Here is a 20,977-nt window from a genome sequence, read left to right on the forward strand (position 1 = left end):
CCCCGGGTCGCGGGTCAGCTCTTGGCCCAGCGCAGTACCTCGCCGAGCACCACCTCCGGCGACTCGACGTGCGGGAAGTGACCCACTTCGTCCAGTAGCCGCCACTCGTACGGGGCGATCACGTACCGCCCGGAGCCTTGCGCAGTCCGGGGCAGCACTGCCGGGTCCAACGCTCCGTGCAGCTGCAACGTCGGTGTCACCAGCGGCTCCTGCAGCAGCTTGACGAAGCGGTAGCCGTGCAGCCGTAGCAGCGACCGGAACGCCCAGCGGTATCCCTCCAGCGCGCAGAACGACGCCTGCGGGATCCGCATCGCGGTCCGGCACAGCTGTTCGTACTCGGTGAACCGGGCTCCGCCCGTCCACGCCGGCCCACCCCACTGGCGGAGGAACCCACCGACCATCGCCGCGTCGTCGCGGGTCAGCACGTGTTCGTAGCGGGGCAGCTGGAAGCGCAGCGACGGGGTGGAGGCGGCTGCCTGCCCACGCGGGTCGGTGAAGATCGCCGAGCGTAGCCGCAGCGGGTGGGCGGCCCCGATGACGACCAGCCGGCGCACCATCCTCGGGTGGAAGGCGGCGGCGGTCCACCCGATCATGCCGCCGAAGCCAGCGCCGACGATGACCGCCGAACGCTCGCCGAGCGCCCTGATCATGCCGGTGACGTCGGCGGCCAGCGTGTATCCGTCGTACCCGCGCGGCGGCTTGTCGCTCGCGCCGAAACCGCGCATGTCGACCGCGACGGCACGGTAACCGGCGTCGGCCACCGCCGGCAGCATCTCGTGCCAGGCCCACCAGAACTCGGGAAAGCCGTGCAGGAAAAGGACCAGCGGGCCGGTGCCGGCCTCGACCACGTGGAACCGGCTGCCGTTGGCACCGACGTACCGGTGCTCCCAGGGGCCCTTGATGAGCACACAGGACTCGTCGACCGGGCCCGCTGTCCTGCCACGTTCTCCCATGGCGACAGCGTAGGCCGGCCCCGCACCACCGTATCCGGCCTGGGCAAACAATAGAGGTTGATTCAGGGCGATCACCGGCGTGGGCTCAGGGTGGTCCACCGGGGGCGGCGGACTTCCGCCGCTGGCGGCGGGAACCGGTCGGGCGGCGATACGGTTGCCGGATGGCCGACGATGCTGCCGGACCCGCGCCGGGCAACCCCCAACCGCCACCCGTCCCGTTGATCAGCGTCGCCGGGCCGCCGGCCGAGTACGGCGCCGGCTACGGTGCGGCGGCGGCATCGGTGATCGCCCGCAACATCGAGCACTACCTGCGGCGGTTTCGCGACGAGGCCGGGTTGAGCAGGTCGGCGGTACGGATCGCCGGCGGTACCTTCCGCAACGCCAGCCGGGCCGCCCACCCGAGGATCGTCGAGGCGCTCGACGCGGTGGCCGGCGGCGCCGGGGTGCACGTCGACGAGGTCTACGCGCTGAACGCCCGTACCGAACTGCTGTACGGCACCGGGCGGACGGCGGCCGACCCGCCGCCCAGCGACCCCACCGAGCCGGAACCCACCGGCCCCGGCCCCGGCCCCGGCCGTGAGGTCGGTCCGGACGGGTCGGCCGGCGGCTGTACGACGGCCGGGGTGCTCGGCTCCCGGACCGCCGACGGCCATCTGCTGCTCGGGCAGAACTGGGACTGGCATCCCGATCAGCGGGACACCATGGTGCTGCTGCGGACCACGGACGAGCGAGGACTGACCGTGCTCACCCTCACCGAGGCGGGCATGCTCGCCAAGGCCGGGCTGAACTCGGCCGGGCTGGGGGTCTGCATCAACATGCTCGGCAGCGACCGGGACGGGCTGGCGCCGGGCCGATCGCCCGGGGTGCCGTACCACGTGCTGCTGCGCGCGGTGCTGGAAGCCGGCAGCCTCGGCCAGGCGACCCGGGTGGCCTGCCGTACCCCCCGGAACGCGTCGATCAACCTACTGCTCGGCCAGGCTGGCCCGGCCGGCGGGGAACTGCTCGACCTGGAGGTGGTCCCCGGCGACGTCGGGTGGACCCACCCGGTGGACGGCGTGCTCACCCACGCGAACCACCTGGAGACGGCCCTGCCGGTACGGGACACGACGAAGAACCTCGGCGGCTCGTCGATGTTCCGGGCGGCACGGGCCCGCCGGCTGCTGGTCGAACGGGCGGCCGGTGGGCCGTTGAGCCTGGCCGACCTGGCCGACGTTTTTCATGATCATCTGGGTCTGCCGTTGGCGATCTGTCGGCATCTCGACGAGCGGGACGCACCGGCGGACCAGGCGGAAACGGTCTACTCGGTGCTGATCGATTTGGACGCCCGCCGGCTGGGGCTGGCCGCCGGCCCGCCGTGCCGGCACGACTATCACTGGCTGGAGCTGGCCGACGGCGTCACCGGATGACCTCCGCCCGGATCAACTGCCAGTGCTGGCCCGGCCCGCAGTAGATCCGGATCCGCAGCGGAGCCACCTTCACCCGGATCCGGGTGTGCTGGGTGAGCATGGTGCCGTCGTCGCCGTACAGCGCGTGTTCGGTCCCGTCGTCGGTGACCAGCCCGTAGCAGGGTCCGGTGCCGCCCCGGGTCACCGTACCGACCAGCCAGTCGCCGGTGATCAGGTCGGACGGGGTCTTCGGTGGTGTCCCGGGCCGGGGTAGCGTCGGCGGTTCGGTCCGGGACAGACCCGGCGTACCGGTCGGTGTCGGTGTCGGTGTCGCCGGCCCGCCGGAACCGCTCTGCGAGGCGTCCGGGGTCGCCGGCATCGGTGCTCCTGACGTGGGGCCGCCACCGCAACCGGCGACGGCGATCAGCGCCACGCGGGTCAGCATGACGGCGACGGACCGGGAGGCTGACTGTCGGATCAGCTTCGGTACTGCCATGCCGGTTGGACGCCGCCCGGCCGGCCGGAGTTCCACCGGCCGGCCGGGACCGCGTCACCGCCGGGTCAGGAGACCCGGATCTTCATCGTGGTGCCGTCCACCGACACCACCCGGATCTTCACGCCGACCGCGGGCAGCTTCACCCCGTGGTTGGGCAGTTCCTCGTAGAAGTACTTCCGGGTGTCGTTGAACAGCGGCTGGGCCGCCTGGCCGCGTACCCAGTGCGGTTCGCCGTTGATGTGCAGGGTGAACCCGTCGGCCTTCTCGAGGCTGAACGGCGCGTCGTACACCTGGACCCGGGCCCGCCACGGCGCGCCGGTCAGGTTGTACATCGGCCGCGGCCGCGAGTCGATGTACAGGTTGCGCCCCTCACCCGGGTGCACGTTGGTGTTGTTGTCGACCTGGGAGGTGTCCCAGTACGAGATCAGCAGACCCTCCTGGTACGCGTAGTGGTCCACCATGTCGGGCTTGGTGTCGGCGTACCCGAAGTAGTACGGGCCGGTCTCCAGGTAGCGGTCGTACGATACGTACGAGCGGTGCCCGGCGATGTAGTAGTTGTCGTAGTCAGCGGTCACGCTGGCCCCGACCGTGGTCCAACCGTCGAGCGCCCAACCGCCGTCGCCCTCGGCACCGTCGGTGAAGATCGGTGAGCCGTCGGCGGTCACGGTCATCTCGTCGCCGAAGAAGCCGCCGTACGCCACCGCGCCGTCGGTGCGGTAGAGCAGCCGGACCAGTACGGCGTCCCCGGCGTACGCGTCCAGCGGCACGTTGATGTCGACCCACTGGCCACCGGTCGAGCTGTCGATCGCCGGGGTGCCGCTGCCGTCGGTGCCGTACGGGACACCGTTGACGGTACCTTCGAGCGAGGTCCAGCTCGCCCCACCGTCCGCCGACGCCTGGAAGTACAGGTAGTCGTAGTCGTCCTCGATGTCGTAACGCGCCTTCATCGACAGTGCGGCGGTCGAGGCACCGGCGAGGTCGAACTCACGGGTCATCGTGTTGCTCATGTCGTCTTCGTTGCCGGAGAAGTACTGCATCTCACCGGCGTACGGCTCGCCGAGCTCGGTGGTGACCTCCTTCTTCGGCAGCACGACGACGACCGCCTGGGCCCGCTTGGTGTTGTACTCCTGTGGACCCAGGTGCAGGGTGCGTTTCTGCCCGGCCACCACCACTTCGTAGTCCAGCCAGCCCAGCTGGAGCTTGTTCCATGCGCCGAGGTCACCGGGGCGCTCGCCAATCCCGCCGTCGGTGGCGGCACCGAGGCGGCTCTGCGCCATCAGCGTCCAGTGCTCGTTGTTGTTGTCACCGCCGCCGGAGGTGTCGTAGTCGTCCGGCAGGCCCAGGTCGTGGCCGTACTCGTGGACGAAGACGCTCAGTCCACCGTTCTCCGGCTGGATGGTGTAGTCGCCGATCCACAGCCCACTGTCGCCGATCTGGGTGCCACCGGCCGGGTTCTGTGCCGGGCCGGTCAGCCCGATGTCGGTGGCGAAGGCGTACCAGCGGTGGCTCCAGATCGCGTCCTCACCCTGCCACGGGTCACGGTCGGCCTGGTCGCCACCGGCGTGCACGATCTGGAAGTGGTCGATGTAGCCGTCGGCCTCGTTGAAGTCGCCGTCGCCGTCGAAGTCGTACCGGTCCCACTTGTCGAACTCACGCAGCTCGGCGGCGATCTCCTCGTCGGTGCGGCCGAGCGCCTGCTGGTCGGCGACCCACTGGTTGGCGGCGTCGCGCAGCAGCTGCCAGACGTTGCTGCAGACGTTGCCGCCGCACAGGTCGCGGCCGTACCGGGCCTCGTTGTAGCGGACCTTCACCCAGTCGGTGACGGTGCCCTCGACGCTGTACCGCCCGGAGGACTGGGTCTCGTAGTAGGTCTTGACCGACTCGACGCCTTCACCGGCACCGAAGTAGAGGTCCCGGTAGTGCTCGGCGGAGTAGTCGGCCTGCCAGATGGTGGTGTTGTCGACCGTCCGGTCCGGGGCGGGGATCTCGTTGTGCAGCGGTCCGTCGAACCGGGCCGGGCCGTCCCAGTTCGGGTTGCTGTCCACGTCCGGGTAGCTGGGGTGCCGTTCGTTGCCGAACTCGGCCAGGATCACGAAGATCCGGTCGGTGGTCTCCCGCTCCAACTCGACGTACTGGTCCTTGCCGGAACCGGCACCGCCGCGGGCGGCCCGGCCGGCGATGCCGGTGCCCGACGTCTCACCGACCTTCGCGACGGTGCTCGCGCCCCGCCGTTCCGGTGTGAGTCGGCCACTGACCACTTCGCTCACTGCGCGTTCGCGCAGTTCACGACGCTTCTCGCCGAGCGGGTTGGGCAGGTCGTCGCTCGGGGCTTCGGCCCGGGAAGGAGCCGCCACCGGTGCGTCCACCGGTGGTGCGGCCATCGCCGTCGCGGGTAGAGCAAAGCCCATGCCCGAGGCGAGCGACACGGTGAGCATCCCCACCATGACTTTGCGCACCTGGATACCTCCGGTTCGGGGGAATCAACGCCGCCACTTGGGTGAGGGCGGCACGATCTCCGGATGATGTGGCCCCCGTTGTTGGGGCCATCGTGAACCTAGTCACCCGAGGGAACCCCTGTGAAGGTCAATGCGTCGATTTGTTTCACGCTCCCGGCTGGATCGCCCTGATATGTCACAACGATCACGCCGTGAAAAGTGGCCGGCCCGGCCGCCGAAGCGACCGGGCCGGCCACGAGCCGTTCACGTCGGCGGTACGCCGGGACCGCACCACCGCCGGCGGTACGCCGGGATCGCACCACCGCCGGCGGCGGACGTCAGTCGTCGTCGGACTTGCCACCCTGCATGCCGGAGGAGATCAGCTCCATCACGGTGGAGTCCTGCAGCGTGGTCACGTCGCCGAGCGACCGGTTCTCGGCGACGTCGCGCAGCAACCGGCGCATGATCTTGCCGGAGCGGGTCTTCGGCAGCTCCGGCACCAGCATGATCTGACGGGGCTTGGCGATCGGCCCGAGCGTACGCGCCACATGGTTGCGCAGCTCCTGGATCAGCGCCTCGCCGGCCTCGCCCGCGATGTCCGCGCTGCCGCGCGGGATGGTGAACGCGACGATGGCCTGACCGGTGGTCGGGTCGGTGGCGCCGACCACGGCGGCCTCCGCCACCGACGGGTGCGACACCAGCGCCGACTCCACCTCGGTGGTGGAGATGTTGTGCCCGGAGACCAGCATCACGTCGTCCACCCGGCCGAGCAGCCAGATGTGCCCGTCGGCGTCCTTCTTGGCCCCGTCACCGGCGAAGTACATCTTGTCGAACCGGGACCAGTAGGTGTCGATGAACCGCTGGTCGTCGCCCCAAATGGTGCGCAGCATCGACGGCCACGGCTCACGCAGCACCAGGTAGCCGCCGCCGCCGTCGGGCACCGACTCGGCCTGGTCGTCGACCACGTCGGCGCTGATTCCGGGCAGCGGGGTCATCGCGCTGCCCGGCTTGGTGGCGGTCACCCCGGGCAACGGCGAGATCATGATCGAGCCCGTCTCGGTCTGCCACCAGGTGTCCACGATCGGACACCGGCCGCCGCCGATGTGTTCCCGGTACCACATCCAGGCCTCCGGGTTGATCGGCTCACCGACGCTGCCGAGCAGCCGCAGCGAACTGAGGTCGTACCCGGCCGGGATGTCCTCGCCCCACTTCATCATGGTGCGGATCAGCGTCGGCGCGGTGTAGAGGATGCTCACCTTGTACTTCTGCACGAGCTCCCAGAACCGGCCCTTGTGCGGGGTGTCCGGGGTGCCCTCGTACATCAGCTGGGTGGCGCCGTTGGACAGCGGACCGTACACAATGTACGAGTGCCCGGTGACCCAGCCGATGTCGGCGGTGCACCAGTAGACGTCGGTCTCCGGCTTGAGGTCGAAGACCGCGTGATGGGTGTACGACGCCTGGGTCAGATAGCCGCCGGTGGTGTGCAGGATGCCCTTCGGCTTGGCCGTGGTGCCGCTGGTGTAGAGGATGAACAGCGGCTGCTCGGCGTCGAACGGCTGCGCCTCGTGCTCGGCGCTCGCTTTCTCCACCGTCTCATGCCACCAGTGATCCTTGTCGGTCCAGGTGACCTCCTCGCCGGTCCGCCGGACCACCAGAACGTGCTCCACCGACGGGCACTGGGCCACCGCCTCGTCGACGGTCGGCTTCAGGGCCGAGGGCTTGCCGCGCCGGTAGCCGCCGTCGGCGGTGATGATCACCTTGGCGCTGGCGTCCTGTACCCGGCCGGAGAGCGCGTCGACCGAGAAGCCGCCGAACACGACGTTGTGCGTCGCGCCGATCCGGGCGCAGGCCAGCATCGCGACTGCGGCCTCCGGGATCATCGGCAGGTAGATCGCCACCCGGTCACCCGCCGTCACACCGAGGTCGGTCAGCGCGTTCGCCGCCTGGCAGGTCATCCGGTGCAGGTCGGCGTAGGTGATGGTGCGGGTGTCGCCCGGCTCACCCTCCCAGTGGATGGCGACCCGGTCGCCGGCCCCGGCGGCGACGTGCCGGTCCAGACAGTTGTACGCGACGTTGAGCTGACCGCCGACGAACCACTTGGCGAACGGCGGGTTGGACCAGTCCAGCACCTGGTCCCACTCCTTGGCCCAGTGCAGCCGGCGGGCCTGGTCCGCCCAGAAGCCGAGTCGGTCGGCGGCTGCCTCGTCGTACGCGGCCGCGGTGACGTTGGCCGCCCCGGCCAGCTCGGCGGGCGGCTCGAACCGGCGATTCTCCTGAAGTAGGTTCTCCAGCGTTTCGCTCATGCGTGGGGCTCCTCACACGTCGCTTGACTTGCTCCGAGGTTAGTGTCGCCGTCCCGCCGGCACGAGACTTGGCGGATACCTGGGTACCCATCGCGCGCCGAGCGGCCACACCGGCGCGGCGGGCGGTTCAGCTGGCCAAGCTTGTACCGTGACGCTGGTGACCGAGACCGACCCGCTGGCCCCGCTGCTCGACCTCGCCGACGTGGCACCCGCGCTGGACCGCGCCCGCGAGCAGGTCGACGCCGCGTTGCGGCACCGGGCGCTGCGTCGGCACGGCGGGGCGGTGGCGGCCGAGATCAGCCTCCGCTCGGCGGTGGCCAGCGCCGCGTTGGACGGGCACGACCATCCGGTCGCCGACGTACGCGCCGGGACGGTGACCGATCCGGTGGTGCAGGGGGCGCTGCGGGTGGCCGAGGCGGTCCCTGCGCTGGCCGACCGCTGGCCCCGTACCCCCCGTCAGGTTCTGGCCCGGTTGCACGTGCTCGCCGCGCGCGGGCTGGTGCCGGCCGACCAGCTGGGTCGTCCGGTCGCTCGGCCTGACGTGACGCCGCAGTCAGGCGCGACGCCGGGCCCGGATGTGACGCTGCGGCTGGACGGGGTTTCCGCACTGGTCAGCGGCGGTACCTCGGTGCCGGCACTGCTGCTGGCTGCGGTGGTGCACGCCGAGCTGCTCGCGTTGCGGCCGTTCGCCGGGCCGAGCGGGGTGGTGGCCCGGGCCGCCGCGCGGCTCACCCTGGTCGCGGCCGGCACGGACCCGCGTGGCCTGCTCGCCGTCGAGGTCGGCCACCACGAGCGGCAACCCGAGTACGTGGGTTCGGCGGGCGCCCTCGCGACGGGTACGCCAGACGGCGTCCGCTCCTGGCTGCGGCACTATCTGACCGCGGTCGAGCTGGGTGCCCAGGAGCTGACCCGGGTCGCCGACGAAGTGCTGGCCAACGCCTGAGCCGCTACTGGCCGGGGCGCTAGTGCGAGCCTGTTGGGTTGGCCGTGCGTCCCTGACCAAGATCAGGTGAGCGTCATGGACCTCACCGGTCGCTTGAGAGGTCCATGACGCTTACCTGATCTTGCTTGGCAGGTGCAGGGTCAGGCCGAGGCTGTCTTTGTCCGGCGGTGCCGGCCGTACCAGGCGATGCCGATCGCGACCCCGACCCCGACGCTCAACGCGGCGGCCGCCACCGGGACCGCCGGCCGCTCCCGCAACCTGCGGCCGAGCGGTATCGGGTGGCGGAAGGCGAGGACCGGCCAGCCCTGCTCGGTGGCGAGCTTGCGGAGCTGGCGGTCCGGGTTGACCACCGTCGGGTGCCCGACGCATTCGAGCATGGGTACGTCGGTGACCGAGTCGGAGTAGGCGTAGCACTCGGCGAGGTCGTATCCGCGCTGCTCAGCGAGCTCGGTGACACCGGTGACCTTGGCTGCCCCGGCCGCGTAGAACTCGATTTCTCCGCTGTACCGGCCGTTCTCCACAGCCATCCGGGTGGCGATCACGTCGGTGACCCCGAGTAGTTCGCCGATCGGGCGTACCATCTCCTCGCCCGACGCGGAGACCAGCACCACGTCCCGCCCGGCGTTCTGGTGCTCCTCGATCAGCGCCGCCGCCTCGGCGTAGACGTACGGGTTGATCAGCTCGTGCAACGTCTCCGCGACGACCTGGCGGACCTGCTCCACCTGCCAGCCCTTGCACAGCGCGGCCAGGTAGTCGCGGGTGCGGGCCATGGTCTGCTCGTCGGAGCCGCCGAGCCGGAACATCAGCTGGGCGTACGCGGACTTGACCACGTCCCGCCTGGTGATCAGCCCGTCGCGGTAGAACGGCCGGCCGAACGCCAAGGCGCTGGACTTGGCGATGACAGTCTTGTCGAGATCAAAAAAAGCGGCGCTGCGGCCCACGACGGTGCAGTCTAGCCGGAGCGGGACGTCGGCGACGGCCGGTGCTCCGTCGCCGGCCGGCGACAGGGATCCCCCGGGATCTGATCCAACGATCAGGAACCTGAGTGGCCCAACCTGCGTCCCGTGCCGTCAGCGGTGCGACTCCCGGTGAAACGCCACTCGACGGGTGGCGGTCTGCTCAGGCATGCTTGTCATGACACAGTTATCTTTCCCGTCCCAGGCTTCATCCGGAAGACACTCGGCGGTTGCACCCCCCGTGACCGCTGAGCGGGTTCGGCTCGACCCCCCCGGAGCCGAACCCCCAGGCGACCCCCGTCTCCCCCCGGCGGGGGTCGTCGCTATTCCAGGGCGTGTTCCAGCTTCCGGCGCCGTTCCGCCGCCCGGTCCTCTTCGCGTAGCAGATCAGCTGGCCGGCATCGGCGTTGTCCACAGCCTGTCCCGTTGTCCACAGGCAGCCCCGTCGAGGGCCCACCGGCACCGGGTCGGCACCCACAGTTGCGGCATCCCCTCACCGACTGCAGGAGGTCCGGATGCCGCCGCACACCAGCACCGCTGCACCCCGCCGGCTGCCACTGGTCGTCACCGCTGACGAACGACTGCTCGACGACCTGCTGCGCCTCGCGGCGCTCGCCGGCACCGACGTCGACCTGGCTGCCGACCCGGTCGCCGCCCGGTCCCGGCAGGCCGCCGCCCCGCTCGTCCTGGTCGGTGCCGACCAGGCGGACGCCTACCTGCGGGCCAGAATGCCCCGCCGACCCCGGCTGGTCCTGGTCGGCCGGGCCGACCAGGACCAGCCCTGGCAGGTCGCCGAGCTGCTCGGTGCCGAGCACGTCGCGATCCTGCCGGCGGCGGAGCCGTGGCTGGTCGACCGCCTTACCGACAACGGCGGCACCGACAAACCGGCTGCGGCTGTCATCGGGGTGATCGGCGGCCGGGGTGGTGCCGGCGCCAGCGTGCTGGCCGGTGCCCTGTCGGTCACCGCTGCCCGGCTCGGGCTGCGCAGCCTGCTGGTCGACGCCGACCCGCTCGGTGGCGGCCTCGATCTGGTCCTCGGCTGGGAGCAGATCGACGGGCTGCGCTGGCCGGCGCTCGCCGACAGTGACGGCCGGATCGACCCGTCGGCGCTGGCCGGTGCGCTGCCCTGCCGGGGCGACCTCGGGCTGCTCTCCTGGGACCGGGGCGAACCGCTACCGCTGCCCGCCGCCACGATGAGCGCTGCCCTCGACGCAGCCCGGCGGGAGCGGGACGTGGTCGTCGTCGACCTGCCCCGGCGGCCCGACGACGCCGCGATCGCGGCGATGCACGCCACCGACCGGGTGCTGGTGCTGGTCCCGGCCGAGTTGCGGGCCACGGCGGCGACCGCCCGGGTGATCGCCGACATCCAGCGGCACTGCACCGACCTGTCGCTGGTCGTGCGCGGACCGGCCCCGGGCCGGCTGCGGGCCCGGGAGATCGGGCGGACCCTGGGGCTGCCGGTGACCGGGGTGCTGCAACCTGAGCCACGAGTCAGCCGAGGGCTGGAGCGCGGTGACGCTCCAGGTTCCTCGGGCCGGGGTCCGTTGGCCGAGTTGTGTCAGCGGATCGTCGCCGGCCTGGTCGACCGTACGGCGGCAGCGTCGTGACTGCGGCTTCGGCCCGTTCGGGCGCGGGTGACCGACGTTCTGGTGAAACGGCCTCCAGGCACACGCCGTTATCGCAGTTCTGCTATATTCGCCAGGCGTCGTGGCCTGTCTACTACCACCCCGAGGCGGAAGCGGAGTAGCGCATCGACGAAGTGAGGGGCGACGAGTGATGAACCTGTCCGATCTGAAGACCTCGGCCCAAGTCCACGACGAGCAGCGCCACGACCCAGAGTTTCGCTCGGAGTGGGACCGCACAGCGTTCGCCAACGACATCGCGCTGCGAATCTTGCGCTACCGCCAGGAACATGGCCTGACCCAGGCGGGTCTTGCCCGCGAGGTCGGGATGACTCAGTCGGTGATCGCGCGCCTTGAGTCGGGCGATCAGCCTCCGTCGATCGCGACCCTGGTCAAGCTATCGAAGGGCACAGGCATGGGTTTCAATATCAAGGTCAGCGGCGGTGCGGTCGAGTTCATCGCAGCCTAAACAGCTGCCCTGACGCCAGCGTCTGCCCCTGGTCCTGGTCGTCACATCAGGGCAGACGTTCATTGAGGTCAGCGGTCGAACTGTCCGACCTTGAAGACCGTGGGGTCGCCGTCGAACGGCTGGCGGTGATCTAACCCGAACTGCCCTCGATCCCACACCCGGGATCGGGGGCAGTTCCCGTTTACTGTCCTTCGATCGTGACCCGGTGTGCGCCGTAGCCCTCCACACCGCCGTCAATGCGTGTCACCAGCACGACCGGTTCGCCCTCGTGGAGCCCATACTTGCGGCGTTCCTCTGGATCGGGCATCCGGGCCTGCGCCCGGTCGCCACTACCCAAGGTGACGGTAGTCCGCTCCTGCTCACCCATGACGAACGTTCCGCGACTCTGCACGACCACGATCAAGCCCTCGCTCCGCAGTTGCTGTAGTGCGCGCCGGACCGTGAGGCGACTCAGTTGGTACTCCTGCACCAGATGCAGTTCGGAAGGGACTCGCTGGCCAGCGGCAAGCTCACCCGTACGGATCGCCTGACGCAGCCGGTCTGCGAGCTGCTTCCACGTAGCGACGTCGGGATCGAAGTCGCGGTCTCTGGTCACAGCGGCAAGTTAGGTCACTACATGCTGCCGTAGTGTTGTGTTGACGTCAATACAGCACTTAGAGTGACTGTGCCCGTGATGAATCCCTCTCGACAGGCTGGATGATGCCGAGGCACGTCACCTATGAGGCGTACATCGTCGCTGTAGCAAGGACGCTGGCCAGGCGACACCGGCCGGTGTGGTCCTGGCGCAAGTGGCGACAGGTCTGCCGGTGTGGAGCGTCGTTGCCCTGCCGGGCGCGGCACCGGATACCGATCAACCGGGGGCACTGGCCAGGGGAGGGCGCGTGAGCTCCCACATCCCGATCCAGCCGGCGTGGACCTGCGCGGGATGCGCGGATCCGTGGCCCTGTCACACCCGTCGTGAGGAGCTGCTCGCGGAGTACGCGGGGGCGACGGTGTCGCTGTCGATCTATATGGCGACGTGCCTGCTCGACGCGATGATCGACCTGGCCGACAACCGCAGCGGGTACCTGTACTGGCGATTCATGGGGTGGTGGCGCTGATGTCGGTCATCCGGCCCGGTGACGAGGACATGCACTTCGAGGACGGTTCGCACCGCTGGTACCCGTTCGATCCCGCCGACGACGACCAGCAGGCGTGGGAGGACCGCGTGCACGAGCACAAGCGTCAGCACCGTGAGGAGGAGCCGCGCCCCCGCAAGCGCTGGCCACGCCGCTCGATCTGACCCCGCCGGTTCATTGCCTGCCCGGCCGCTATAGCAGATCACCTCCGGCCGGGAGGAGTTATCCACAGGCAGGTCGGTTGTCCACAGCCTGCCTGATCGTCCAGGCGTGAACGCCGCGTCAGCGTCCACAGTTTCGGCATCGCTCCCCGAGCCGTAGGAGGGCTCAGATGCCGCCGCTGTACCCCGTCACGATTCGCCGCACCTGTACGCCGCTCGTCACCGCCGAGGGAAGACCTCGGCGTAACGTCGCGGGCCTGGTCGATCGTGCGGTGGTGGCGTCATGACGGCCGGGTGGCCGGGTGGTGCGGGCGTCGACGAGGCGGTGGTGGCGGCCCGCGTACGGGAGCGGTTCGTCGCGGACGGCACGTCGGTGACGCCGGCGTCGGTGGTCGGTGCGGTGCGTGCCGAGCCGGGGGCGGCGTTGCGGGGTGACGCCGGGTTGTTGCGGCTGGCTGACCGGGTGCACGGTGAGTTGGCCGGGGCGGGGCCGCTGGCGCCGTTGCTGGCCGACGCGCGGGTGACCGACGTTCTGGTGAACGGCACCCAGGTGTGGGTGGACCGGGGTGCCGGGTTGGAGCGGGCGGCCGTGGGCGTCGGTTCCGTGGACGAGGTACGCCGGTTGGCGCAGCGGCTGGCGGCGGCCTGCGGGCGTCGGCTCGATGACGGTTGCCCGTACGTCGATGCCCGGTTGCCGGACGGTACCCGGTTGCACGCGGTGTTGCCGCCGGTGGCGGCGACGGGGCCGTACCTGTCGTTGCGGACCTTCCGGCAGCGTCCGTTCCAGTTGGCGGAGCTGGTGGGCAACGGCATGGTCGATCCGCCGGTGGCGGAGTTGCTGCGGGCGGTGGTGGCGGGGCGGTTGGCGTACCTGATCGCGGGCGGCACGGGGTCGGGCAAGACGACGCTGTTGAACACGCTGCTCGGGCTGGTGCCGGCCGACGAGCGGATCGTGATGGTGGAGGACGCGGCCGAGTTGCGGCCGGAGCATCCGCACGTGGTGACATTGCAGGCGCGGACGGCCAACGTCGAGGGCGTCGGGTCGGTCGGGCTGGGTGCGTTGGTCCGGCAGGCGTTGCGGATGCGGCCGGACCGGCTGGTCGTGGGCGAGTGCCGGGGCGCCGAGGTCGTCGACCTGCTGGCCGCGCTCAACACCGGCCACGACGGCGGCGCTGGCACCCTGCACGCGAACGCGGCCAGCGACGTGCCGGCCCGGCTGGAGGCGTTGGGGTTGCTCGGCGGTCTGCCCCGCGCCGCGTTGCACGCGCAGATCGCGGCCGCCATCCAGGTGGTCGTGCAGCTGCGCCGGTTCGCCGGGCGGCGATTCGTCGACGCGATCTGTCTGCTCACCCCGCACGGGCCGGAGCGGCTGATCACGGTCACCCCGGCCTGGCGGCGCGGGGCCGGCCCGCAGCCGGCCGGCCCGGCCCTGGCCAGGTTGCTCGTCGAACGCGGCGTACCGGTGCCGGCGGTGCTCGACAGCCGGGGGCCGCGATGAGCCTGCGACCCGGTATGTCGCACCGGCGTTGGCCGCGTCGGCTGCGCCGTCCGTGGGGACACCGTCGTCGGCTGCTGGCGGTGACCGGACCGACCCCGGTCCGGTCCAGTGGCGGTCCGGACTCGCCGACACCAACCACCGTTCGGTTCTGCGTCCGGCTGCGGTCCCGGGCGCTGCGGCTCGGCGGCGCCGCGCGCCGGCATCCGCGTCGGACGTCGGTGGCCGTCGCAGGCACCGGCGGGCTCGCCGCCTGGTGGTTGGGCGGGCCGGTGGCGGCGGCGATCACCGCCGCGTACCTGGGGCTCGGCCTGCGTACGGCGGCGAACCGGGCCGCCGCCAAGGCCCGGCGGGATCGGCGGGTACGGCAGTTGGACGCGCTGGCCGCGCACGCCGCCGACCTGCGGGCCGGACTGCCGGCGCGGCCGATGACGTTGCCGCAGCCTGCGACGTTGCCGGACCCGGGCCCAACGACGGACACCGCCGCGACCCGGCTCGCCGGCCTGTCGACCGCCGCCGTACGACTGGCGGAGCGCACCGGCGCGCCACTGGCCGACCTGATCGAACGGATCGAAGCCGACGCCCGTGCGCTGGACCGGTCGCGGGACGCTGCCGCCGCGCAGGCAGCCGGTGCGCAGATGACCGCCTGGCTGCTGGCCGGGCTGCCCGCCGGCGGTCTGGCCCTCGGCTACAGCATCGGGGTGGATCCGGTAGCGGTGCTGTTGCGGACCCCGATCGGCGCGGCCTGCGCGCTCGCCGCGGTGGCCCTGCAGGTCGCCGGGCTGGCCTGGACCGAGCGGCTGAACCGGGCACCGGAGGCGACCAGCTGATGGCCGGCACCCGCACGATGCTGCCGCCGGCGGTCCGCCCGGTCACGGCACTCGCGACCCGCCGCCGGCTCGCCCGGCTCGGCGGCGATCCGCCAGCGGAGTCCGACCTGTCGCGGCTCGTCCGGCCAGTCGCGGTGCTGTCCGGCTTGGCGGTGCTGGTGATCGGCGGCAGCTGGCTCGCCGTGCCGCTGGCCGTCGCGGCCGCTGTCGGTGTCGACCGGTCACTGCGCCGGATCGAGCCACCGTCGGTACGCCGTCGGCGGCTGCGCGCGGCAGCCGACCTGCCGCTGGCCGCCGATCTACTGGCGGCGGCGCTGCGCGCCGGAGCGCCCGTGGATCAGGCGGTGGTCGCGGTGGCCGATGCGCTGACCGGGCCGCTCGGTTCCCGGCTGAGCCGGGTGGCTCGGGCGTTGCGGCTCGGTGCCGAGCCGGCCGAGGCGTGGCGGCATCTCGACGCGGTGCCGGGCGGCGAGCGCCTGGCCGCCGCCGCGATCCGCTCCGCGGCCAGCGGCGCCGCCCTCGCCGGTGCGGCGACCAGGCTCGCCGACGATCTGCGGGCCGGTCGTTCGGCGGCGGCCGAGGCGGCGGCCCGCCGCGCCGGAGTGCTGATCGTGCTTCCCCTCGGGCTGTGTTTTCTGCCCGCCTTCATTCTCGCCGGTCTGGTACCGGTGATCGTCGCCGTCCTCGGCGACGTCCTCTGAGGAAAGGAGTCATCATGCGGTCGACGAAGGTTCCGCCCGACGCGGCGGCGGCGCCGACAGCGACAGCGGGGCTCGGACGGCGGGTGGTCCGCCGGTGGCGCGGCCAACTGGCCGGCCGGTTGCGCGACGACGCCGGGATGAACACCGCCGAGTACGCCGTCGGCACCCTGGCCGCCGTCGCCTTCGCCGGGATTCTGCTCAAGGTGTTGACCAGCGAGGGCGTGCAGGCTGCCCTCGCCTCGGTCATCGACCGGGCGCTCGGATGAGGCCGCGCCGGCAGGCCGGCGGTGACCGGGGCTCGTTCACCGCCGAGTTGGCCGCCGGTCTGCCGGCGCTGGTGCTGCTGCTGGCGGTCGGGTTGTCCGCCGTCAGTGCCGTGGTCACCAAGTCCGAGTGTCTCGATATGGCGCGGTCGGTCGCGCTGGCCACCGCGCGGGGCGACCGTGACGCGGCGGCTCTGGCCGGGCCGCCGGGGGCCGAGGTCTCCGTGGTCGTCGACGGTGACCTGGTCACCGTCACGGTTCGGGCACCGCTGCGGGCGTTGGGCGCCCGGCTCGGGCTGACGTCGGTCACCGCGTCGGTGACCGCAGCGGTCGAGCCCGGCGTCACCGGGAGCGCTGCCGTCGCGACTGGGAGCGCAGCCGGCGTACCTGGGAGCGCCGGCAGCAGCGGTTCCGTTACCGGCGGTGCCGTCGACGGCGGTGACGGCGGTGACGGCGCTGGATCGCTGCCGGAGCGTCACCGGTGACCGGCCGACGACGCCAGCGTGGGCCGCGTGACCCAGGCCGCCCACGCCGGCCCGGGGTCGACGTCGGGCAGCGCGGCAGCGCCAGCCTGTGGCTGCTCGCTGTCGGGTTGATGCTGGTCGCCGCCGGCATGGCCGGCGCGCTGATCGGTGCGGTCCGGCTCGCCCGGCAGCAGGCGTCGGTGGCCGCCGATTTGGCCGCCCTCGCCGGTGCTGCCCGGGTGTTCGCCGGCCCCGGCGTGGTCTGCGACCGGGCGGCCGAGGTGGTCGGACGCAACGGCGGGCGGTTGCGTGCCTGCACCGTCGACGGGCTGGAAGTCGTGGTCACCGTCGAGGTGACGCCGCTTCCGGCCACCGGCGTCGGCCGGCCGGTGAGGGTGACCGCCCGAGCCGGTCCGCTGCGGGCCGACCCGTGGGTGGGCGCCGCCGCGCGGGCCGATCCCGGGTCAGCGCGGCGGGCCGTCGGCGGTGGTGGCGTGCATGGCCCAGCGGGAAATCACCTGGTGAATGTTGTAGAGCCGCTGCTGGATCAGTTCGAGGCGTTCCGCCTGGGCCAGGGCCGCGTACGCCTGGGCCAGGGCGATCTGCTGGTCGACGGTGAGGTTCTGCGGGTCGATCGAGTAGAGCAGTTCGACGGTGTCGGCCACGGTGTCGGCCACGGCGTTCTCCTCCGGTGGCGTGGTGGAAGCGCTCCCACGTCTAATCTATCCAGATCAGGAGAAATTCATGCCAGTAGATCGCACATGGTCCGGTGCCGGATCAGTCAGCGCTTTCCGGCAGGCTGGTCAGCACCACGTCGAGCACCCGGACGGCGTCGGCCTTGCCCAGCGGGTTGTTGCCGTTGCCGCACTTCGGCGACTGCACGCAGGACGGGCAGCCGGTCTCGCAGCCACACGCGGCGATCAGATCGCGGGTGGCCCTCAACCAGGTCCGGGCCGCCTGGTAGGCGCGTTCGGCGAACCCGGCGCCCCCGGGGTGGCCGTCGTAGACGAACACGGTCGGCGCCTCGGTGTCGGCGTGCGCGGCGGTGGAGAGCCCACCGATGTCCCACCGGTCGCAGGTGGCGATCAACGGCAGCAGGCCGATCGCCGCGTGCTCGGCGGCGTGCAGCGCGCCGGGCACGTCCGCCGGCTCGACCCCGGCGGCGGCGAGCGCTGCCGGCGAGACGGTGAACCACACGGCGACGGTGCGCAACTGTCGGGCCGGCAGGTCCAGCGGTCGGGTGTCCAGCACCTCGCCCGACCCGATCCGGCGCCGCTGGTAGGAGACGACCTGGCTGGTCACGTCGACGTCGCCGACGAACAGGCCGACCGGGCCGGCGTCGCGGTACTCGCGTACCGCCGCCACCGACAGCGAGGTGACCTCCCGGGCGTGGGTGGACCAGTCCGGCTCCTCGGCGTGCACCAGCGCGCACGCCCCGTCCAGATCGAGGTCGTCCACCACGTACGACACGCCCTGGTGCAGGTAGACCGCGCCCGGATGGATCAGGAAGTGCGACGAGCCGGGGTCGACCGTGCCGAGCAGCCGACCGGTCGACGTCTCCACGACGTCGACCGGGGTGCCTCCTTCGCCGCGCAGGTCGACCTCGGGACGCCCGGCGGCGGTCCAGTACCAGCCGGTGGGGCGGCGCCGCAGCAGCCCGGCGGCGACCAGTTCGTCCAGCGTCTGCTTGACCGACGCGCCACCGAACAGTTCGATGTCGGCCGAGGTCAACGCGCCCTCGGCGGCCGCGCAGCACAGTTGCGGCCCGAGCACGTACGGATTGGTCGGGTCGAGCACCGTGGCCTCCACCGGCCGGCCGAAGACCGCCTCCGGATGGTGCACCAGGTAGGTGTCGAGCGGGTCGTCCCGGGCGATCAGCACCGCCAGCGCCTCGCGTCCGGCGCGTCCGGCCCGCCCGGCCTGCTGCCACAACGACGCCCGGGTGCCGGGATATCCGCAGATCAGCACCGCGTCCAGACCGACCAGGTCCACCCCGAGCTCGAGGGCGTTCGTCGAGGCCAGCCCGAGCAGTTCACCGGTGGTGAGCGCGCGCTCCAACGCCCGTCGCTCCTCGGCCAGGAAACCGGCCCGGTACGCCGCCACCCGGTCACCGAGCCCGGGTGCTACCTCGTCGAGCGCCCGGCGCGCGCTGCTGGCAACCACCTCCGCCCCGCGCCGGGACCGGACGAACGCGAGCGTGCGTACCCCGGCGGCGACCGCGTCGGCGAGCAGGTCGGCGCTTTCCCGCAGCGCCGACCGCCGTACCGGGGTGAGGTCGTCGGTGTCGGCGCGGGCACCGGGCAGCAGCGGTGGCTCCCACAGCGCGAAGGTCACCGCCCCGCGCGGCGCGCTGTCCTCGGTGACCGGCTCCACCGGCAGCCCGGTCAGCTGGCTGCCCGCCCGCGCCGGCTCTCCCGAGGTCGCCGAGGCCAGGATGAACACCGGCGTGCCGGGCGCGGTGGTGGGCCGGACCCGCTGGTACCGCTCGGTCTGGCGACGCAGTCGACGCAGTACGTGGGCCACGTGCGAGCCGAACACGCCCCGGTAGCTGTGGCACTCGTCGACGATGACGTAGGTCAGCCGGCGGAGGAAATTCGACCAGGCCCCGTGCCGGGGCAGGATTCCTCGATGCAGCATGTCTGGATTCGTCAGCACAAAGCGGGCATGCTGCCGGATCCAGGCCCGCTCCGGCTGCGGGGTGTCGCCGTCGTAGCAGGCCGGCCGTACCCCGTCGAGTCCCAGGTCGGCGACGGCGCGCAACTGGTCGGCGGCGAGTGCCTTCGTCGGCGCCAGGTACAGCACAGTGGCCCGAGGGTCGGACAGCAGCTTCGCCAACGCCGGCAGCAGATACGCGAGCGACTTGCCCGACCCGGTGCCGGTGGCGACGATGACGTGCCGGCCGGAGTAGGCCAAATCGGCTGCGTACGCCTGGTGCCGCCAAGGCTGCTGGACCCCGCGTGTGGTCAACACGTCCCGCAGGTCGGCGGGCACCCAGTCGGGCCACGGCGCGGTGGCACCGGGCCGCACCGGCAACCGCTCGACATGGGTGACCGCAGCCGGGTACGGAGTCGGATCCGGTCCAACGGTCGACCTAGCCGGCGTTGCCTGCTGCCCGGGGGCCGTCTGGTGCGCTGGCGCGGTGCCGGTCTGGCGCGGCAGTTCCCCGGCGGCGCCCCACCGACGCAGCAACCCCGCCGGGTCCGGACCCGGTCCGGGCGTTACGGTGGCGGGTGAGGTCACGTCTGCACTCTCGCACCGGGGCGCCGACGCCGGCATGCCGGGGTAGGTCTGTGGGATGCAGGGAGATCATCGACCGTATGGAGTCGCGCGGCGCAACCGCGCCGCGCGGTGGTTAGATGCCATAGGCGTGCATCGCAGCCGAGGAGGGGACCGATGGAGCTGTCGCTGTCGACTCGCACCGTTGGCGAGTACACGGTGCTGGAGGTCGGCGGCGAAGTGGACGTCTATACCGCTCCCCGGCTGCGGGAGCGGTTGATCGAGCTGATCGACGCCGGCAACCACAAGATCGTCGTTGATCTCCACCGGGTCGACTTCCTGGACTCCACCGGGCTCGGCGTGCTGGTCGGCGCGCTGAAGCGACTCCGTCCGGCTGGCGGCACCTTCGGGCTGGTCTGCGACAAAGAGTCCCTGCTGAAGATCTTCCGGATCACCGCGCTGGACCAGGTCTTCCCGATCTTCCCGACCGTACAGGCCGCCACCGGTGGGGAACCGGATGGCTCAGCTGGCGCAGCGCCGACGGCGTGATGGCCACCGTCCGCCTCTCGTTCTCCCCGGCGCCGGTGCACGTGCGCACCGCCCGCCTGGTCGGCGTCGCCGTAGCCCGCCGGGCCGGAGTGGCCGAGGAGCTGCTCGACGAGGTCCGGCTGGCGATCGGCGAGGCCTGCACCCGGGCCGTCGCCCTGCACCGCCAGTACGGGCTGGCCGACCTGGTTCAGGTGGAGATGTCCGATGAGGAGACCTACACCGTACGGGTCATCGACCGGGCCCCGATCGAAGCCGGACTCGGCCTGAGCGCGCTGCCGCCCGACGAACTGGCCGACGAGTCGTTGACCGACGAGGCCCTGACGGTCGGTGTCGGTTTCGCCCTGCTGGCCGGTTTCGTCGAGGACCTCCAGGTGCGGCCGGTCGACGAAGGTGTCGGAACCGAGGTGCGGATGGTCTGGCCGGTCGGCCGGTGAGACCCCCGTCGGCCCCGCCCACCAGCTGAAGATCAACCTCCGTCGTCACAACTGTCCGTTCCGCCTGCAGGAATGATCCACAACTCGGTGGGTGGACGGTGTGACCTGCCTTACCCGGTCCGGCTAGAGTACGCGGGTTATCACCAACTGTCCTGGCCCCACAAACCTGTGGGTGCCAGCAGAC

General features: G+C 71.6%; 20 protein-coding genes and 2 pseudogenes. 14 read left to right on the top strand and 8 right to left on the bottom strand.

Annotation, left to right across the window (positions count from 1 at the left end; translation table 11 throughout):
- Positions 1-14: 14 nt before the first annotated feature.
- Complete coding sequence (locus ACN27J_RS23215; RefSeq protein ID WP_278173333.1) at positions 15-953, bottom strand: alpha/beta fold hydrolase; 939 nt, start codon at positions 951-953, stop codon at positions 15-17.
- A 161-nt stretch (positions 954-1,114) separates the two neighbouring features.
- Between ACN27J_RS23215 and ACN27J_RS23220 the strand changes: the two genes are divergently transcribed.
- Entirely contained in the window at positions 1,115-2,359 is a 1,245-nt protein-coding gene (locus ACN27J_RS23220) for a C45 family autoproteolytic acyltransferase/hydolase (protein WP_421369477.1), read from the top strand.
- On the opposite strand, the gene ACN27J_RS23225 is transcribed toward ACN27J_RS23220, so the two are convergent.
- The 3 genes from ACN27J_RS23225 to acs all read right to left on the bottom strand — a co-directional run bounded on the left by ACN27J_RS23225 (position 2,349) and on the right by acs (position 7,572).
- Positions 2,349-2,717, bottom strand: a complete 369-nt coding sequence (locus ACN27J_RS23225) for a hypothetical protein (protein ID WP_421369479.1) — start codon at positions 2,715-2,717, stop codon at positions 2,349-2,351. The genes ACN27J_RS23220 and ACN27J_RS23225 overlap by 11 nt on opposite strands.
- A gap of 182 nt (positions 2,718-2,899) precedes the next feature.
- Positions 2,900-5,275 (bottom strand): immune inhibitor A domain-containing protein, encoded by a 2,376-nt coding sequence (locus tag ACN27J_RS23230; protein WP_421372399.1) that lies wholly within the window; start codon positions 5,273-5,275, stop codon positions 2,900-2,902.
- 332 nt (positions 5,276-5,607) lie between these two features.
- Complete coding sequence (gene acs, locus ACN27J_RS23235; RefSeq protein ID WP_421369481.1) at positions 5,608-7,572, bottom strand: acetate--CoA ligase; 1,965 nt, start codon at positions 7,570-7,572, stop codon at positions 5,608-5,610.
- Positions 7,573-7,729: 157 nt separating this feature from the next.
- Here acs and ACN27J_RS23240 point away from each other — a divergent pair, with 157 nt between their 5' ends.
- Entirely contained in the window at positions 7,730-8,515 is a 786-nt protein-coding gene (locus ACN27J_RS23240; protein WP_421369483.1) for an oxidoreductase, read from the top strand.
- A 140-nt stretch (positions 8,516-8,655) separates the two neighbouring features.
- Here ACN27J_RS23240 and ACN27J_RS23245 read toward each other — a convergent pair whose 3' ends face one another.
- Positions 8,656-9,456, bottom strand: a complete 801-nt coding sequence (locus ACN27J_RS23245; protein WP_421369485.1) for an HAD family hydrolase — start codon at positions 9,454-9,456, stop codon at positions 8,656-8,658.
- A gap of 530 nt (positions 9,457-9,986) precedes the next feature.
- On the opposite strand from ACN27J_RS23245, the gene ssd reads away from it, so the two are divergent.
- Positions 9,987-11,078, top strand: coding sequence for a septum site-determining protein Ssd (gene ssd, locus ACN27J_RS23250; protein WP_421369487.1), 1,092 nt, complete (start codon positions 9,987-9,989; stop codon positions 11,076-11,078).
- Positions 11,079-11,247: 169 nt separating this feature from the next.
- Entirely contained in the window at positions 11,248-11,562 is a 315-nt protein-coding gene (locus tag ACN27J_RS23255) for a helix-turn-helix domain-containing protein (protein WP_421369489.1), read from the top strand.
- Between the two features lie 181 nt (positions 11,563-11,743).
- On the opposite strand, the gene ACN27J_RS23260 is transcribed toward ACN27J_RS23255, so the two are convergent.
- Positions 11,744-12,157: a GntR family transcriptional regulator gene (locus ACN27J_RS23260; protein WP_421369491.1), complete on the bottom strand. Its 414-nt coding sequence runs from the start codon at positions 12,155-12,157 to the stop codon at positions 11,744-11,746.
- A 286-nt stretch (positions 12,158-12,443) separates the two neighbouring features.
- Between ACN27J_RS23260 and ACN27J_RS23265 the strand changes: the two genes are divergently transcribed.
- The 8 genes and pseudogenes from ACN27J_RS23265 to ACN27J_RS23300 form a co-directional block, all read left to right on the top strand.
- Positions 12,444-12,662 (top strand): flavin reductase, encoded by a 219-nt coding sequence (locus ACN27J_RS23265; protein WP_421369493.1) that lies wholly within the window; start codon positions 12,444-12,446, stop codon positions 12,660-12,662.
- Complete coding sequence (locus tag ACN27J_RS23270; protein ID WP_281552073.1) at positions 12,662-12,844, top strand: hypothetical protein; 183 nt, start codon at positions 12,662-12,664, stop codon at positions 12,842-12,844. Before ACN27J_RS23265 ends, ACN27J_RS23270 begins: the two co-directional genes overlap by 1 nt.
- A gap of 280 nt (positions 12,845-13,124) precedes the next feature.
- Positions 13,125-14,339, top strand: coding sequence for a TadA family conjugal transfer-associated ATPase (locus ACN27J_RS23275; protein ID WP_421369495.1), 1,215 nt, complete (start codon positions 13,125-13,127; stop codon positions 14,337-14,339).
- Positions 14,336-15,166: a type II secretion system F family protein gene (locus ACN27J_RS23280; RefSeq protein ID WP_421369497.1), complete on the top strand. Its 831-nt coding sequence runs from the start codon at positions 14,336-14,338 to the stop codon at positions 15,164-15,166. The genes ACN27J_RS23275 and ACN27J_RS23280 overlap by 4 nt, the downstream gene beginning before the upstream one ends.
- Positions 15,167-15,183: 17 nt before the next feature.
- Positions 15,184-15,867, top strand: coding sequence for a type II secretion system F family protein (locus ACN27J_RS23285; protein WP_421372402.1), 684 nt, complete (start codon positions 15,184-15,186; stop codon positions 15,865-15,867).
- A 137-nt stretch (positions 15,868-16,004) separates the two neighbouring features.
- Positions 16,005-16,133, top strand: coding sequence for a DUF4244 domain-containing protein (locus ACN27J_RS23290; protein WP_233606454.1), 129 nt, complete (start codon positions 16,005-16,007; stop codon positions 16,131-16,133).
- Positions 16,130-16,516, top strand: a pseudogene (locus tag ACN27J_RS23295) (TadE family type IV pilus minor pilin); the annotation flags it as partial. The gene ACN27J_RS23290 and the pseudogene ACN27J_RS23295, both read left to right, overlap by 4 nt.
- A gap of 227 nt (positions 16,517-16,743) precedes the next feature.
- A pseudogene (locus ACN27J_RS23300) lies at positions 16,744-16,950 on the top strand (Rv3654c family TadE-like protein); the annotation flags it as partial.
- A 108-nt stretch (positions 16,951-17,058) separates the two neighbouring features.
- On the opposite strand, the gene ACN27J_RS23305 reads toward ACN27J_RS23300, so the two are convergent.
- Both ACN27J_RS23305 and ACN27J_RS23310 read right to left on the bottom strand, forming a co-directional pair.
- Positions 17,059-17,271 carry a hypothetical protein gene (locus ACN27J_RS23305; RefSeq protein ID WP_278173348.1) on the bottom strand — a complete coding sequence of 71 codons (213 nt, stop codon included), beginning with the start codon at positions 17,269-17,271 and terminating at the stop codon, positions 17,059-17,061.
- A gap of 100 nt (positions 17,272-17,371) precedes the next feature.
- The gene (locus ACN27J_RS23310; protein WP_421372404.1) at positions 17,372-19,753 is read right to left on the bottom strand and encodes a DEAD/DEAH box helicase; all 2,382 of its coding nucleotides are present in this window, start codon (positions 19,751-19,753) and stop codon (positions 17,372-17,374) included.
- A 234-nt stretch (positions 19,754-19,987) separates the two neighbouring features.
- Here ACN27J_RS23310 and ACN27J_RS23315 point away from each other — a divergent pair, with 234 nt between their 5' ends.
- The gene (locus tag ACN27J_RS23315) at positions 19,988-20,359 is read left to right on the top strand and encodes an STAS domain-containing protein (protein ID WP_123604332.1); all 372 of its coding nucleotides are present in this window, start codon (positions 19,988-19,990) and stop codon (positions 20,357-20,359) included.
- Positions 20,356-20,793, top strand: coding sequence for an ATP-binding protein (locus tag ACN27J_RS23320; protein WP_278173352.1), 438 nt, complete (start codon positions 20,356-20,358; stop codon positions 20,791-20,793). The genes ACN27J_RS23315 and ACN27J_RS23320 overlap by 4 nt, the downstream gene beginning before the upstream one ends.
- Positions 20,794-20,977: the final 184 nt, after the last annotated feature.

Source organism: Solwaraspora sp. WMMB762, assembly GCF_049179115.1.
Taxonomy (GTDB): Bacteria; Actinomycetota; Actinomycetes; order Mycobacteriales; family Micromonosporaceae; genus Micromonospora_E.

Bases quoted from the DNA above. Each gene is read 5' to 3' on its own strand.
- ACN27J_RS23215 (WP_278173333.1), bottom strand. From the start codon at position 953: ATGGGAGAACGTGGCAGGACAGCGGGCCCGGTCGACGAGTCCTGTGTG.
- ACN27J_RS23285 (WP_421372402.1), top strand. From the start codon at position 15,184: ATGCTGCCGCCGGCGGTCCGCCCGGTCACGGCACTCGCGACCCGCCGC.
- ACN27J_RS23315 (WP_123604332.1), top strand. From the start codon at position 19,988: ATGGAGCTGTCGCTGTCGACTCGCACCGTTGGCGAGTACACGGTGCTG.
- ACN27J_RS23220 (WP_421369477.1), top strand. From the start codon at position 1,115: ATGGCCGACGATGCTGCCGGACCCGCGCCGGGCAACCCCCAACCGCCA.
- ACN27J_RS23270 (WP_281552073.1), top strand. From the start codon at position 12,662: ATGTCGGTCATCCGGCCCGGTGACGAGGACATGCACTTCGAGGACGGT.
- acs (WP_421369481.1), bottom strand. From the start codon at position 7,572: ATGAGCGAAACGCTGGAGAACCTACTTCAGGAGAATCGCCGGTTCGAG.
- ACN27J_RS23290 (WP_233606454.1), top strand. From the start codon at position 16,005: ATGAACACCGCCGAGTACGCCGTCGGCACCCTGGCCGCCGTCGCCTTC.
- ACN27J_RS23275 (WP_421369495.1), top strand. From the start codon at position 13,125: ATGACGGCCGGGTGGCCGGGTGGTGCGGGCGTCGACGAGGCGGTGGTG.
- ACN27J_RS23225 (WP_421369479.1), bottom strand. From the start codon at position 2,717: ATGCCGGCGACCCCGGACGCCTCGCAGAGCGGTTCCGGCGGGCCGGCG.
- ssd (WP_421369487.1), top strand. From the start codon at position 9,987: ATGCCGCCGCACACCAGCACCGCTGCACCCCGCCGGCTGCCACTGGTC.
- ACN27J_RS23255 (WP_421369489.1), top strand. From the start codon at position 11,248: ATGAACCTGTCCGATCTGAAGACCTCGGCCCAAGTCCACGACGAGCAG.
- ACN27J_RS23280 (WP_421369497.1), top strand. From the start codon at position 14,336: ATGAGCCTGCGACCCGGTATGTCGCACCGGCGTTGGCCGCGTCGGCTG.